The 13,658-nt window shown below is 73.9% G+C and carries 9 protein-coding genes and 1 pseudogene; 3 read left to right on the top strand and 7 right to left on the bottom strand.

Annotated elements, in window-relative coordinates:
* Nucleotides 1-43 precede the first annotated feature (43 nt).
* Nucleotides 44-2,038 (bottom strand): SWIM zinc finger family protein, encoded by a 1,995-nt coding sequence (locus AB8Z75_RS01825; RefSeq protein WP_369199544.1) that lies wholly within the window; start codon nt 2,036-2,038, stop codon nt 44-46.
* Entirely contained in the window at nt 2,035-5,283 is a 3,249-nt protein-coding gene (locus AB8Z75_RS01820) for a DEAD/DEAH box helicase (RefSeq protein ID WP_369199543.1), read from the bottom strand. Before AB8Z75_RS01820 ends, AB8Z75_RS01825 begins: the two co-directional genes overlap by 4 nt.
* Nucleotides 5,284-5,514: 231 nt before the next feature.
* Between AB8Z75_RS01820 and AB8Z75_RS01815 the strand changes: the two genes are divergently transcribed.
* Nucleotides 5,515-6,339, top strand: coding sequence for an endonuclease/exonuclease/phosphatase family protein (locus AB8Z75_RS01815; protein WP_369199542.1), 825 nt, complete (start codon nt 5,515-5,517; stop codon nt 6,337-6,339).
* Between the two features lie 124 nt (nt 6,340-6,463).
* Here the strand turns inward: AB8Z75_RS01815 and AB8Z75_RS01810 are convergent, their stop codons facing one another.
* Nucleotides 6,464-6,859 carry a hypothetical protein gene (locus AB8Z75_RS01810; protein WP_369199541.1) on the bottom strand — a complete coding sequence of 132 codons (396 nt, stop codon included), beginning with the start codon at nt 6,857-6,859 and terminating at the stop codon, nt 6,464-6,466.
* A 65-nt stretch (nt 6,860-6,924) separates the two neighbouring features.
* Between AB8Z75_RS01810 and AB8Z75_RS01805 the strand changes: the two genes are divergently transcribed.
* Together AB8Z75_RS01805 and AB8Z75_RS01800 are read left to right on the top strand one after the other, a co-directional pair.
* Nucleotides 6,925-8,412 (top strand): amidase family protein, encoded by a 1,488-nt coding sequence (locus AB8Z75_RS01805; RefSeq protein ID WP_369199540.1) that lies wholly within the window; start codon nt 6,925-6,927, stop codon nt 8,410-8,412.
* Nucleotides 8,413-8,453: 41 nt separating this feature from the next.
* A complete protein-coding gene (locus tag AB8Z75_RS01800) occupies nt 8,454-8,972 on the top strand; it encodes a hypothetical protein (RefSeq protein ID WP_369199570.1) in 519 nt (172 codons plus the stop codon).
* Nucleotides 8,973-9,041: 69 nt separating this feature from the next.
* On the opposite strand, the gene AB8Z75_RS01795 is transcribed toward AB8Z75_RS01800, so the two are convergent.
* The 4 genes and pseudogenes from AB8Z75_RS01795 to rpsA form a co-directional block, all read right to left on the bottom strand.
* The gene (locus AB8Z75_RS01795; protein ID WP_369199539.1) at nt 9,042-9,440 is read right to left on the bottom strand and encodes a tetratricopeptide repeat protein; all 399 of its coding nucleotides are present in this window, start codon (nt 9,438-9,440) and stop codon (nt 9,042-9,044) included.
* 288 nt (nt 9,441-9,728) lie between these two features.
* Nucleotides 9,729-10,319: pseudogene (gene coaE, locus AB8Z75_RS01790) on the bottom strand (dephospho-CoA kinase); the annotation flags it as partial.
* 38 nt (nt 10,320-10,357) lie between these two features.
* The gene (locus tag AB8Z75_RS01785) at nt 10,358-11,338 is read right to left on the bottom strand and encodes a proteasome assembly chaperone family protein (protein ID WP_369199538.1); all 981 of its coding nucleotides are present in this window, start codon (nt 11,336-11,338) and stop codon (nt 10,358-10,360) included.
* A 324-nt stretch (nt 11,339-11,662) separates the two neighbouring features.
* Entirely contained in the window at nt 11,663-13,177 is a 1,515-nt protein-coding gene (rpsA, locus tag AB8Z75_RS01780) for a 30S ribosomal protein S1 (RefSeq protein WP_369199537.1), read from the bottom strand.
* Between the last annotated feature and the right edge of the window lie 481 nt (nt 13,178-13,658).

Raw genomic sequence — 13,658 nt, 5'->3', positions numbered from 1 at the left:
GGACTGATGCCCTGCCCGGAGACTGCGGTCAGGCGGGGAGACGTCAGTGCTCCCGCAGCCCGGTCAGTGCCCGCACGGGATCGAGGGCGGCCGAGCCCTCGGGCCACCACTCCGCCTCCGCCAGGCCGTCCTGAGCATCCGCTTCGGCTCTCCCGCCCGCCGCCGGCGCGTCGACGGGATCCGCGCGGTACGGATACCAGCGGCCGTCCTTGCCGTACCGCAGCTGGACAGGGCGGGAGGTGTGGGTGAGGCGGTTGCGGTGGATGGTCATGGTGATGCCCAGGGCGGCGAGGGCGCTGCGGCCCCGGTCGAAGGCGCCCGCAGGCGGGTCCCAGACGGTGTCCATCACCTCAAGCCCCGCCTGCCCGCCCTGCCGCCAGGCTGCCGCGGCACGGGCCAGCTCCAGCACCTCGCGCCCCGCCGACCGGGCAAGCGCTGCGAACAGCGGCGAGAGGGTACGGCGGCCGGTGAGCCGCGGATGGGTGGCGGCGAGCCGGATGGTGTCGTGCCACAGCGACAGCTCCGGCAACGGGTCGGGCCCCGGCTGCTCACCGGCGGCCTCCTCCTCGACCGCGCTGAGGGCCTGCCGGGCGCGGGTCGCCGCATCCGCGGCCAGGAACGCGAGGGCGTCCGCGTGGGGCGCACCCGCCAACTCCGGATACACCGCCTGGTGCACGTCCGCCTCCTCCGGCGGCGGCAGAGGGGCCGGCAAGGGAGGCCGCACGGTCGTCGCGAACACTTCCCTGGCGAGCATGGTGCCCGCGGCGCCGGAACCCCCCGGGGCATCGGTGACCACGGGAGCGTCGGTGACCGCGGGAGCGTCGGTGATGCCGGGAGCGCCGGTGACACCGGGAGCCTCGGTGGTCGCTGCGGTGACGATGAGGTCGACCTCCCCGCCGTGAGGCGGTCGGGCGGGCGCCGACAGACCGGCGGGGCCTGTCGCACTGCCGCACGCCTCATCCGCTGCCGCCGTCGCGGTCCGGGCGGGGGCGGGTACCCGGCAGGAAGGCGGTTCGGTCGTCCGCGAGCCGGCGACGGGAGTGCTGCCCTCAGCGGTGTCCGACCCCGAGACGCCCCCCTCCGGAGTGGAGACCTCCCCTTGCGGAGTGGAGACGCCCCACTCGGGAACGGAGACGCCGCCCCCGGGAGTGTGCGCCCCGGCGGAGCCCACCTCGGCGGAGCCCGGCGCGGAGGTCGCACCTCCGCAGCGACCGATGTCGCGCCCGGCGCCACCGTCCGCCACCTGCCCCGCTCCCGGCTCGGGCACCGGCCGCCCCGGTACCGGCACCGGCCGCCCCGGCTCGCCGCTCAGCCGCCCCGGATCGGTCATCGGGCCGGGGCCGCCCGTCGGAGCCAGATCGTCCGCAGGCCCCGGATCGGCCACCGAACCCGGGCCAGGCCCCGGGGGACGGCCCAACCGGGCGGTGGCCTCCCGCGCGGTGGCCCTCTTGAGGAGTTCCGCCCTCACGGCCTCCGCGCTGCGCCCGCGCAGCCGGAACAGCAGCCCCGGGTCGCCGTCCAGGAGGCGGGCCGTCTCGTAACCGAGAGCGGCGGCGTGTTTGCAGGGGGCGCCCTGGTCAGGGCAGCTACAGGCCGGCGTCAGGTCGCCCGGCGCGGGCAGGAGCCGGGCGCCGGCGGAGGCGGCCTCGGCGAGGGCCTGCGACGGTATCGCGCCGTCCAGCACCGCGGCCACGTGCGCCGGCCGGGCCGCGAGCGTCTTCAGAAAGGTGTGCCACTCCCGCTCCGACAGCGCGGGCAGGCGCCATTGGGCGCGGTAGGGGCGCGGACGGCTACCGCTGACATATGCGGAGACCCGGCCGGGCCCCACCCGCACCGTGAACACTCCGCCTTCGTGGGCGTAGGCGCGCCCCCGCGCCAGCCGCGCCGTATCGCGTGCGCCGTCGCCCGCCGTGGCCTGGACCGCCCGCACCCACGCGCTGCCCAGGGGGCCGTACTCGCCCGCGTCGTCCGGCAGCGGACGCGGCTTACCGTTCCGTTCTCCCCCGGCCGCCTCGTCCCCTTCCGCGAACCCGCTCACGAGCGCCTCCGCAGCGACACCAGGTCGGCGAGTTGTGCGTCCGTCAGCTCCGTCAGCGCCGCCTCGCCGCCGCTGAGGACGGCGTCGGCCAACTGCCGCTTGGCAGCCAGGAGCTGGGCGATGCGGTCCTCCACGGTGCCCGATGTCACCAGGCGGTGAACCTGCACGGGCTGGGTCTGGCCGATGCGGTAGGCGCGGTCGGTCGCCTGCTCCTCGACGGCGGGATTCCACCAGCGGTCGTAGTGGATGACGTGCCCTGCCCGCGTCAGGTTCAGGCCGGTGCCCGCCGCTTTGAGGGAGAGCAGGAAGACGGGCGCCTCGCCCGCCTGGAAGGCGTCCACCATCTCCTCCCGTCGGGCGACGGGCGTGCCCCCGTGCAGCAGCTGCGAACCGATGCCCCGCTGGGCCAGGTGCTTCTCCAACAGCCGTGCCATTTCCACGTACTGGGTGAACACCAGCACCGAATCGCCCTCGGCCAGGATCGTGGCCAGCAGCTCCTCCAGCAGGCCCAGCTTGCCCGAGCGGGCACGGCCGCTGCCGAGAAGACCCGACCGGCCTGGGGAACGCGCTGCGTCACGGTCGGTGGAGCGGCTCGCGGGACGACCGGCCGCGCTTCTTCCGGTGCCCTCCCGCAGGTACTGCGCCGGGTGGTTGCAGATCTGTTTGAGCGAGGTCAGCAGCTTCATCACCAGGCCGCGCCGCTCCATGCCCTCGGCCGCCTCGATACGGGCCATCGTCTCGCGCACCACCGCCTCGTACAGCGACGCCTGCTCGCGGGTCAGCTCGACCGTGTGGTCCGTCTCCGTCTTGGGCGGCAGCTCCGGGACGATGCCGGGGTCGGACTTCCGGCGGCGCAGCAGGAAAGGCCCCACGAGCCGGGCCAGGCGCGCCGTCGCCTCCGGGTCCTCGCCGCTCTCGACCGCCCGCGCGTGGCGGGCGCGGAACGTCTTGAGAGGGCCGAGCAGCCCCGGCGTCGTCCAGTCGAGCAGCGCCCACAGCTCGGAGAGGTTGTTCTCCACCGGTGTGCCGGTCAGGGCGACGCGTGCGGCGGCGGGAAGGGTGCGCAGGGCGCGGGCGGTCGCGGAGTACGCGTTCTTGACGTGCTGCGCCTCGTCCGCGACGACCAGGCCCCACCGCCGGCCGGCGAGGCGCTCAGCGCTGCCGCGCAGGGTGCCGTAGGTCGTCAGGACGAATCCGCCCTCCGTGGTGTCGAGCCCGTCGAGGGTGCGGCCAGGCCCGTGGTAGCGCCTGACGGGCACGTCCGGCGCGAACCTGGCCAGTTCCCGCTGCCAGTTGCCCAGCAGCGACGCCGGGCAGACGACCAGCGTCGGTGCCGCTTCGCCGCGCTCCGCACGGCGCAGGTGCAGCGCGATGAGGGTGACGGTCTTGCCCAGCCCCATGTCGTCGGCCAGGCAGCCGCCCAACCCCAGCGACGCCATCAGTTCCAGCCAGGCGAGGCCCTGGAGCTGGTAGCCGCGCAGCTCGGCGTTCAGCCGGGCGGGAGCGGTCACGCTCGGACCGATGCCCTCTTCCGGCGGGCCGGCCGCACCGCGCGCCGCCTCGGCGAGGCGGTCGCGCAGAGCAGCCAACGCGCCCTCGGGGACCGCCGTGACCTGCTCGCCGTCGACCTCGGCCTCCCCCGAGAGGGCAGCCGCGAGCGCGTCCCCGGGCGAGAGCAGTCCGAGATGCCGCTTACGTGCCTTGCGGACCAGCTCCGGATCCACCATCACCCACTGGTCCCGCAGCCGCACCAGGGGACGGTGGGCCTCCGCCAGTTCGTCCATCTCACCGTCGGTGAGCGGCTCGCCTCCGAGGGCGATCTGCCAGCGGAACTCCAGAAGTTGCTCTTCCTTGAAGAAGCCGAAACCATCCGCCGACGAGCCGGGGGCCTGCGGGCCGGGACGGACGACCGCCGTCGCGCTGAGCAGCTCACGCACCAGCGTGCGCGGCCAGTGCACGGCCACGTCCGCCGCGGCCAGATCGCGGGACGCGCGGCCCAGCAGATCGTTCAGTTCCGCTTCCGTCAACGGCAACACGTCAGGTGCCGGCCGCTCCAACAGCCTCTCCAGCGGCGGCCAGACGCGCGCCGCACGCCGGATGGCAAGCACCGTGTCCACGCGGGCGCGAGGGCCCAGATACTCCGCCTCGCCGCGCCACAGCGCGCCCACGTCCGCGACCAGCAGGGCGTCCGCGATGCTCGCGGCCTGCACGACGGCGGCGGCGACGTAAGGGTCAGCGGGGGCGACCCGAGCGGACCGGTCCCCCGCGGAGGCCCGGCCGTCGGAGAACCCGCCGTCCGGGGTGCCGCCGCGGACAGAGGCCACAGCGGTGCCCGTGCCGATGCCGCTGCCGCTGCCGCTGCCGGCCACCGCTTCGACTTCGGCTTCGGCTTCCGCTTCGGCTTCCGCTGGAGCGGGAAGCTCGTCCGGGCCGCCGTCGAAGATGCGGTCGGCCGACAGGTCGAGACGCAGGGAGATGCGGATTCCGGCCTCGGTGCCGGACGCCACCTCGGCCGCCCACTGGCGCAGCCGCGGATAACGCTCCGCGAGCCGCTGCGGCTCCCTCGCGGCGAAGGCGGGCCCCGCGGCGGCGGGCCCCGCGGGCGTACGGGGCAGCACGTCGGCGACCGCGTCGAGGAAGGCACGCACCAGTCCTTCCGGCTCCGGCACCCGCAGCGGCCCGGGCGCCGCCGGACCGGACGTGAGCGGATCCGGTGGCGCGTCCGCCACCGGATGGGACATGAGCAGCCCTCGCGGCGCGTCCGCCGTGCGCGCGTCGCTCGCCAGAGCGCCCCGCCCCGCGCGGTCGTCCGGCGGCCCGGTGCGGTCAACAGACGGCCCCGCGCGGTCGTCCGGCGGCCCCGCGCGGTCGTCCGGCGCCACAGGTACCGCGTGCGCCTCCGGGGGCATCGCGGCGGCCACGGCGCGCAGATGCGTCACATCCTCCTCGTCCAGCGGGCCCGCCCGCCACACATCCGTGCCGCCCTCCCCCACGCCCGGCACCAGACGGCCCCGGGCCACCAACCGCATGCCCTGCAACGCGGCGGCGCCCCAACAAGCGGCGGCCGGGTGCGCCCCACCGGCGGTGCGCGCCCTCATCAGGACGGGCAGCGCCTCTGCCACCCCCAGCCGGCGGGCCGCCACCACCTGCGGCCTGACCTCCTGCGCGTGAGGTCGCAGCACCGTCAGCTCTCCCGGCTCGCCCACCTGCGGCAGCTCGCCCCCGTCGACCGCCCAGAACGCCACGCGCCCTTGCCGCGGCACCTCCCCCGGCAGGAACACCGCAGCGCACCGCAGGAGGTCCGCACCGCTTCCCGACCCCATACGCGCCACCGCTTCCGCACTCACCACACACCGGCCTCAACTCGCGAACGAGTCTAGGAGCGCCCACTGACAAACCCTCCCGCGATCAAGGGGCACCCAGGTCAGAGCAGTGCGGCGCCCACCGCCGCGCCGGTGGGGGTAGCGTTGCGTTCCGTGCGAGTGGTGACCATGAACGTGCTGGCGCCCGAGTACGCCGACGGCACCGGCCGAAGGGCTGTGCTGGCCCGCGAGCTGACCAGGCTGGCCCCGGACGTGCTGGCGCTCCAAGAGGTCACCCGTGCCGACGTGGCCGCGCTCGCCGGGGACGGGTGGCATGTCGTGCCTCATCCCCGGTACGGCTCGGACGGGGTCGGGGCGGTGCTGGCCGCGCGCGCACCCTTCTCCGCCGTCACGACTGACCCGCTCAGTGTGTCGGACCGTACGGCGCGCACCGAGTGGTGCGGCGTCGTGGCCGCGCTGTTGCCGTTGCCGGAGCCGTTCGGTCCGCTGCTCGTCGGGCACCACAAGCCGAGCTGGCCTTACGGGTACGAGGCGGAACGCGAACAGCAGGCGCTGGTCACCGCCCGGCTGGTCGAGGAGATGGCCGACGCGCACTCCGCACGGCACACGCTGCTGCTGGGCGACTTCGACGCCACGCCCGACGCGGCGAGCGTCCGGTTCCTGCGGGGTTTCCAGTCGCTGGGCGGGACGAGTGTCTGCTACCAGGACGCGTGGGTGAGCGCGCACCCCGGCGGGGCGGCCGGGCCCACGTTCACGCCCGAGAACCCACTGGTCCGCCGTGGCGACATGCCGGAGGCGGCGGAGCGGCGCCTCGACTACATCCTGGTCGGCTGCGGGCCGCACGGTCCCACGCTGCACGTCTCCGGCTGCGAACGCGTCATGGTCGAACCGGTGGACGGGGTGCAGGTGAGCGACCATTACGGGCTCGTCGCCGATCTCGTTCCGCCGGACCATCCGCCCGGCGCCTGGGCGCGTTGACCGGCCCACCTAGGCGCCGGAGCGACGCGGAGTCCGACGAGGCCCGCGGGGGGGGGGCGGCGGCGCGACCGGGATGCCGAACGCGCCGCCGGAGGAGAAACGGGGCGAGACCTTGCCCGTCCACTCAGCCCAGGTTGATGCCGCCGTGGATGTCGCGTGCCTGGATCACGGGGCCGCTCACGTGCGCGGTTCCCGAGACGGTGTTGTGGACCTCGGAGCGCTCGGCGCGCAGGACGGGGGCGTGCCGTTCGGCCCACCCGCGCAGCAGTGCCGCGAACTCCTCGTCGGCGCGTGCCTGCTCGCCGAGCCAGCCGGTCAGTACGCGGACCTGTCCCTCGTCGGAGGGGTCGACCGCCGCAGGACCGTCCTCGTCAGGCACCCCGTCGGGACGGCGCCCGCCCACCCGCCGTACGAGGGAGAGCAGCGACTCCCATGCCGACTGCCCGGCCGCGCCCGCGGCACTGCCCGCGGCGACTGAGGCGGCGGTCGTGGCGAGACTGAGAGCGGCGTCAATGTCCATGCGTCATACGGTAGATGCCGCCGTCGGCACCGTGCCAGGCCGCCGCCGGTTGTACCGTTTTCCGCATGGACGGGGACGGGGGGCGCCGCCGGTCGCCTGCGGGGCTCGACACGGCCGCGTACGGCGGCATGAGCGCGTGTGAGATCGCCGCCGAAGTGTCGGGAGGGCGTCTGAGCGCGCGGGAGGTCACCGAGGCCGCGCTGGCGCGGATCGCCGAGGCCGACGGGGCGGTGCGTGCCTTCACCGAGACGTGGCCCGCGTGGGCCGCCGAACGCGCCGCCGAGGTCGACCGCGCCGTCCGTGCGGGGGCGCGGCTGCCGCTCGCCGGAGTCCCGCTGGCGGTGAAGAACACGCAGCGGGTGACGTCGCCACGGCTGGCCCGGCTGACGGCCGCGGGCTGTGTGCCCGTGGGTGCCACCGCCACGCCGGGCCCCGGCACCGACTGGCAGACCTGGGGCGCCACCGAGCGCGGTCCCACCTGTAACCCTCTCGACCTCCGGTGGTCTCCCGGCGGTTCCTCCGCGGGGTCGGCGGCGGCCGTGGCGGCCCGCATGGTGCCGCTCGCGACGGGGAGCGACGGTGCGGGGTCCATCCGTATCCCGGCCGCCTGGTGCGCCGTCATCGGGCTGAAGACGACGGGTGGGCTCGCGCCGGCACACGGCCGCACGGTGCGCAGCGCGCCTGGTCCGCTGGCCCGTACGGCCGGTGACGCCGCCGCCTACGTCGCGGCGCTCCAGGGCAGCGGCACCGGTGTCGGTGAGAGCGTCGGCAGCCGCATCGGCGAGAGCGTCGGTGAGGGCACCGGCTTGGGCCCGGTGCGGCATACGGTGCCCCCGCACCCGGTCCGTACCGCCTGGTCCGCGACGCTCGGATGCGCGGAAACCGAGGGCGAGGTGGCGGACACGGCGCGCGGGCTCCTGGAGGCGCTGACGAGCGCGCGGATCACCGCCCCGCGCCCCGCCGTCACCGTCGTGCTGCCCGACCCCGCCGACTGCTGGCGTCACCTGCGCGCGCGGGTGCCTCGACCGACGGGCACAGCGAGCACATCCGGCGCCGCGCCCGTCTCGAACCGCACGCGCGCGGGGCGCGCGAGGCCTTCCTCCCTCGCGCCCCCTCATACGGCCCTCACGGCCCTCACACCCCGGACGGACCGTGCGGCCCGGACGGACCGTGCGGCCCGGACGGACCATGCAGACGATGCGGGCCATGCCGACCACGCGGCCCGGGCAGACCACGCGGACCGCGTGTCGGGGGCGGCGGCGGCACGTACCGCGTCCGGTCTCGCCCGCGCCCTGGAGGAGGTCTTCGCGGAGGTGGACATGCTCGCCACGCCCACCACTCCCGGGCCGCCCCACGGGCACGACGGGCCGGGGGCGTCCCTCAGCGTCGCGCTCACCTGGGCCTTCAACGTCACGGGGCATCCCGCGCTGAGTCTTCCCGCCGGACGGACGGCGAGCGGCGCGCCCGTCGGACTGCAGTTGGTGGCACCGCACGGTCGGGAAGCCGACCTCCTCGCCGTGGCAGCCGCAGCCGAGAGGGAGGGGTTGGTGTGAGGGACGAGACGCGCTCCGCCCAGGCGGCACGTCCGCTGCTGATGCTCGATGTGGACGGGCCCCTCAACCCGTTCGCGGCGCGCTGGCCGCGCCGCCCGCGCGGCTACCGCACCCACCGGATGTCGCCGCCCAGCTACGTCGCGCGCAGGCAGGCGGCGGGCCGCAGCACAGAACCGCTGCGCGTGCGGCTGAACGCCGCGCACGGCGCCCGGCTGCTGGGACTCGGTTACGACCTCGTGTGGGCGACCACCTGGGCCGCCGAGGCCAACGACTACATAGCGCCCCTGATCGGGCTCCCCCGGCTGCCCGTGGTCGACTGGCCCGACGAGATCGTGCCCGAGGTGGACGGGCTGCTGTTCAAGACCCGGCACGTGGTGGCGTGGGCGGCCGGAAGGCCGTTCGCCTGGGTGGACGACGCGGTGACGGCGAAGGAACGCCGGTTCGTCGCCGCGCACCACCCCGGCGCGGCGCTCGTCCACCACGTGGATGCCCGGCGCGGGCTGCGCGACGACGACTTCGCCACGCTCGCCCGCTGGGCACACGACCACCCGAACGGGTAGCGGAAGCCGAGCCCGCGCTGCCCGACGGGCCGCCCGGCAGCGCCGGGCACGCGGCCTGAGCGCCCGGCCTCAGTTGCCGAGATCCTCCGTCGAGCCCGGCTCAGGTGGCGCGAAGTCGTCGAAGCCCGCCGCCTCCACGAAGTCGGGCCGCGGATTGAGCGCGGCGGCCAGCTTGAAGTGCCCGCGGGCCTCCTGGTCCCGCGCCGCCCGCTGGAGGGTACGGGCCAGTGCGAAGTGCGCGAACGCGTTGTCGGGCTCGCGCTCCAGCACCCACTGGAACTCCTGCTCGGCCGACCGGAGGCGGGCCGCCAGGAAGTACGCACGGGCGCGCAGCAGCCGCGCGCCCCGGTGTTCGGGGTGCTCTTCGATCACACCGTCGAGGAGGTCGACCGCGCCGCGCGGATCGCGCGCTTCCAGCAGCTGTTCCGCGGCACGGAACTGGATGAGGTTCGTCTCGGGGCTCGTCACAGCATCGCCCTCCTTCGGGTTCCGGCACAGCACAACGCCGAATCGGCCATGACCATTCCCGGGATACGGGCGCCGGTGGCCGCCGCTCAGCCGGGGCCGGAGCCCGACGACCGCCCGCCGCTCAGCCGGGGCCGGAGCCCGACGACCCCCCGCCGCTCAGCCGGGGCCGGAACCCGTGCCGGCGCCGGAGCCCCTGCCGGTTCCGGTCCCGGAGCCCATGCCGGTCCCTGTCCCCGTCCCGGTCCCTGTCCCGGCGTTCTCTTCGGTGTCGGACTGTCGGCCGGCCTCGCGCAACTGTTCCCACACCTCGCGCACGCGGGGCGCCAGATTCTCCAGCGGGCCATCGTTGTCGATCACGAGGTCCGCGACGGCCAGCCGCTGGTCCCTGTCGGCCTGCGCCGCCATCCGGGCCCTGGCCTCCTCCTCGGCCATGCCGCGCAGCCGCACGAGCCGGTCCAGCTGCGTCGCCGGTGACGCGTCCACGACCACGATCCGGTCGTAGAGCGGCGCGAGCCCGTTCTCGGTCAGCAGCGGCACGTCGTGGACGACGATCGCCTGCGGATCCGCCTCGGCCGCCTCTCGCTCCAACTGCGCCGAACGCTCGCCCACCGCGGGGTGCACGAGGGCGTTCAGCGCGGCGAGGCGGTCCGGATCCGCGAAGACGACGGAGCCGAGGCGTGCCCGATCGAGGCTGCCGTCCGGGGTGAGGACCTCCTCGCCGAACTCGGCGACGACCGCCGCAAGACCCGGCGTGCCGGGCTCCACGACCTCCCGCGCGATCCGGTCGGCGTCCACGATGACGGCGCCGTGCTCCGCGAGCAGCCGCGACACCTCGCTCTTGCCCGCTCCGATCCCACCCGTCAGACCCACCTTCAGCATGCGGGCCACGCTATACGGTGCGGCGCCGGGCGGGCCGGTCAGTCCCGGTCGCCGTGGTCCGGGCCCTGCCCGCGGCCCTGGTCGCTCTCGCGGTCGGCGAGGAACTTCTCGAAGACGGCGCCGAGTTCGTCGGCCGAGGGCAGTTCCACGGGTTCGGCCACCAGGTTGCCGCGGGTCTCAGCGCCCGCCACGGCGTCGTACTGCTGCTCCAGACCGCGGACCACCGAGACGAGTTCCTCGTCCCCCTCCGCGAGCTGCCGCTCGATCTCGTTCTGCGTCCGCAGCGCCTCCGTGCGCAGCGCGTGCGCCGTGTCGGGCAGGACGAGGCCGGTCGCGGAGGTGATCGCCTCCGCGACGACGAGCGCCGCGTCCGGGTACCGGGAGCGGGCGATGTAGTGGGGGACGTGCGCGACGACACCGAGGACGTCGTGCCCGCTCTCCGACAGCCGCAGCTCGGTCAGCGCAGCCGCGCTGCCCGGTACCTGGGCCTCTTCGAAGACGGAGCGCTGCGCGGGCACCAGCTCGGTGCGGTTGCCGTGCGGGGTGAGGCCGACGGGGCGGGTGTGGGGGACGCCCATCGGGATGCCGTGGAACGTCACGGACAGCCGGGCCCTGACCCGCTCCACGATCTCGCCCACGGCCTGGGTGAACCCCTCCCACTCGTTGTCCGGTTCAGGGCCGGAGAGCAGCAGGAACGGCGCGTCCGTCGCGTCCCGCATCAGCCGCAGTTCCAGCTGGGGCGTCTCGTAGGACACCCAGCGGTCACTGCGGAACGTCATCATCGGGCGCCGCGCCCGGTAGTCGATGAGACGGTCCACGTCGAAGCGGGCGACCGTGACGTAGGGCCGGGTCTCCAGCAATTGTTCGACGATCTGTTCGCCGGTGTCGCCGGCGTCCATGAAGCCCTCGAAGTGGTACAGCATGACCAGCCCGGCACTGTCGGGCTCCCCGATCACCGCGTCTACGGCGTCGAGCCCGGCCTGATCCCACGCGTACAAGGATTCCCGCTCCATTCGCATACCACTGGCAACGCCGTCCCACCGCCCCGCATTCCCGCACTTCCGCCTCGGGCGTCCCGCAGACAGCCGTGTCGCCGGGAACGACCCGTCCCCGGCGACGGCCCGTCGTCTCTCATCGGGAGCCCGTCGTCTCTCACCGGGAGACGGTCCGCCGACAAGAACGGCCCCCGCCGACGGGAACGCCTGTCGGCAGGGGCGGCGGCACACGCAGCGAGGCCCGCATCCCCCGGGGGGATGCGGGCCTCGTGTCGGCTGATCACCTCAGCGGCTGCCGAATCATCTCAGCGGCCGGAGGCGCCTCCCGGCATCGGCCGGGAGATGAGCTCAGCTCTGGCCACCCGCCAGCTTCTCGCGGAGAGCCGCCAGGGCCTCGTCGGAGGCCAGCGCGCCCGAGTCCTCGTCGGAACCCTCCGAGGAGTACGAGCCGCCGCCCTGGCCGCCGCCCTGGCCACCGCCGGCGCTGCCGCCGCTGGTGGTGCCCTCGGCCGCCGCCTGCTCGTCGGCCTCGCGGGACTTGATGACCTGGGCCTGGTGCGCCTCGAAGCGCGACTGCGCCTCGGCGTACTGGCGCTCCCACTCCTCGCGCTGCTTCTCGTAACCCGGCAGCCAGTCGTTGGCCTCCGGGTCGAAGCCCTCGGGGTAGATGTAGTTGCCCTGGTCGTCGTAGGACGCGGCCATGCCGTAGAGGGTCGGGTCGAACTCGACCGCGGTCGGGTCGGCGCCGAAGGCCTCGTTGGCCTGCTTCAGCGAGAGGCTGATGCGGCGGCGCTCCAGGTCGATGTCGATGACCTTGACGAAGATCTCGTCGTTGACCTGGACGACCTGCTCCGGGATCTCCACGTGGCGCTCGGCCAGCTCGGAGATGTGGACCAGGCCCTCGATGCCCTCGTCGACGCGGACGAACGCACCGAACGGCACCAGCTTGGTGACCTTGCCGGGCACGACCTGGCCGATCTGGTGGGTCCGGGCGAACTGCTGCCACGGGTCTTCCTGGGTCGCCTTGAGCGACAGGGACACGCGCTCGCGGTCCATGTCGACGTCCAGGACCTCGACCGTGACCTCCTGGCCGACCTCGACGACCTCGGAGGGGTGGTCGATGTGCTTCCAGGACAGCTCGGAGACGTGGACCAGACCGTCCACGCCGCCCAGGTCGACGAAGGCGCCGAAGTTGACGATGGAGGAGACGACGCCGGAGCGCACCTGGCCCTTCTGGAGGGTGGTGAGGAAGGTCTGGCGGACCTCGCTCTGGGTCTGCTCCAGCCAGGCGCGGCGGGAGAGAACCACGTTGTTGCGGTTCTTGTCCAGCTCGATGATCTTGGCCTCGAGCTCCTTGCCGACGTACGGCTGGAGGTCGCGGACGCGGCGCATCTCGACCAGGGAGGCCGGGAGGAAGCCGCGCAGGCCGATGTCGAGGATGAGGCCGCCCTTGACGACCTCGATGACGGTACCGGTGACGATCCCGTCCTCTTCCTTGATCTTCTCGATGGTGCCCCAGGCGCGCTCGTACTGGGCGCGCTTCTTCGAGAGGATCAGGCGGCCTTCCTTGTCCTCCTTCTGGAGAACGAGGGCCTCGATCTCGTCACCGACGGCGACGACCTCGTTGGGGTCGACGTCGTGCTTGATCGACAGCTCTCGGGAAGGGATGACACCTTCGGTCTTGTAACCGATGTCGAGCAGGACCTCGTCCCGGTCGACCTTCACGATGACGCCGTCGACGATGTCGCCGTCGTTGAAGTACTTGATCGTCTCGTCGATCGCGGCGAGGAAGGCTTCCTCGGAACCGATGTCGTTGACCGCAACCTGCGGGCTGGTGGCGGAAGTCTCGGTGCTGCTCGTCATGTGGGAAAGGGTCTCCGGTACGGACATGAAGTCGTAGGTACTGCTACGCCGAGAGCCCTTTGATCGCACCGCATGCAAGTCAGCCGGACAGCCAGATAAGCCGGAAACCCGAGGGGACATACAACAGATGCGAGCGCGGCCTGCTCCGTCCGAGGCACGCAGGCCCGCAGCGCAACTTGTAGCATACGGGGGCCGCTGGGCATGGTCAATGCGCGAAAGAGCACACCTGGGGCGGAAGGCGCCATTTCCGGCAGAACTCGCCTCGGCGGAAGGGCAGATGGCCCCGCACGGCCCGCTCCCGCGGTGTCCGAGGGACCACCCGACGGACCCCCGCGGCGCACGGCAGCGAGCTGCGACGAAGGGTACGACTACAGGTGCGATGGAACAAAAGCACGAGGTGGGTGGCGCCGTCCGCCCCTCCGGTGGGCCTCCGATGACGGACGGTGACCGCCCGGGCTCCCCCGGCCCCCTCGAAGCACCC

Origin of the sequence: Streptomyces sp. PU-14G, from assembly GCF_041028275.1 — a bacterium.
Taxonomy (GTDB): domain Bacteria; phylum Actinomycetota; class Actinomycetes; order Streptomycetales; family Streptomycetaceae; genus Streptomyces.
The sequence above is the reverse complement of the archived record's forward strand: the minus strand, read 5'-3'. Positions and strand labels throughout refer to the sequence as shown.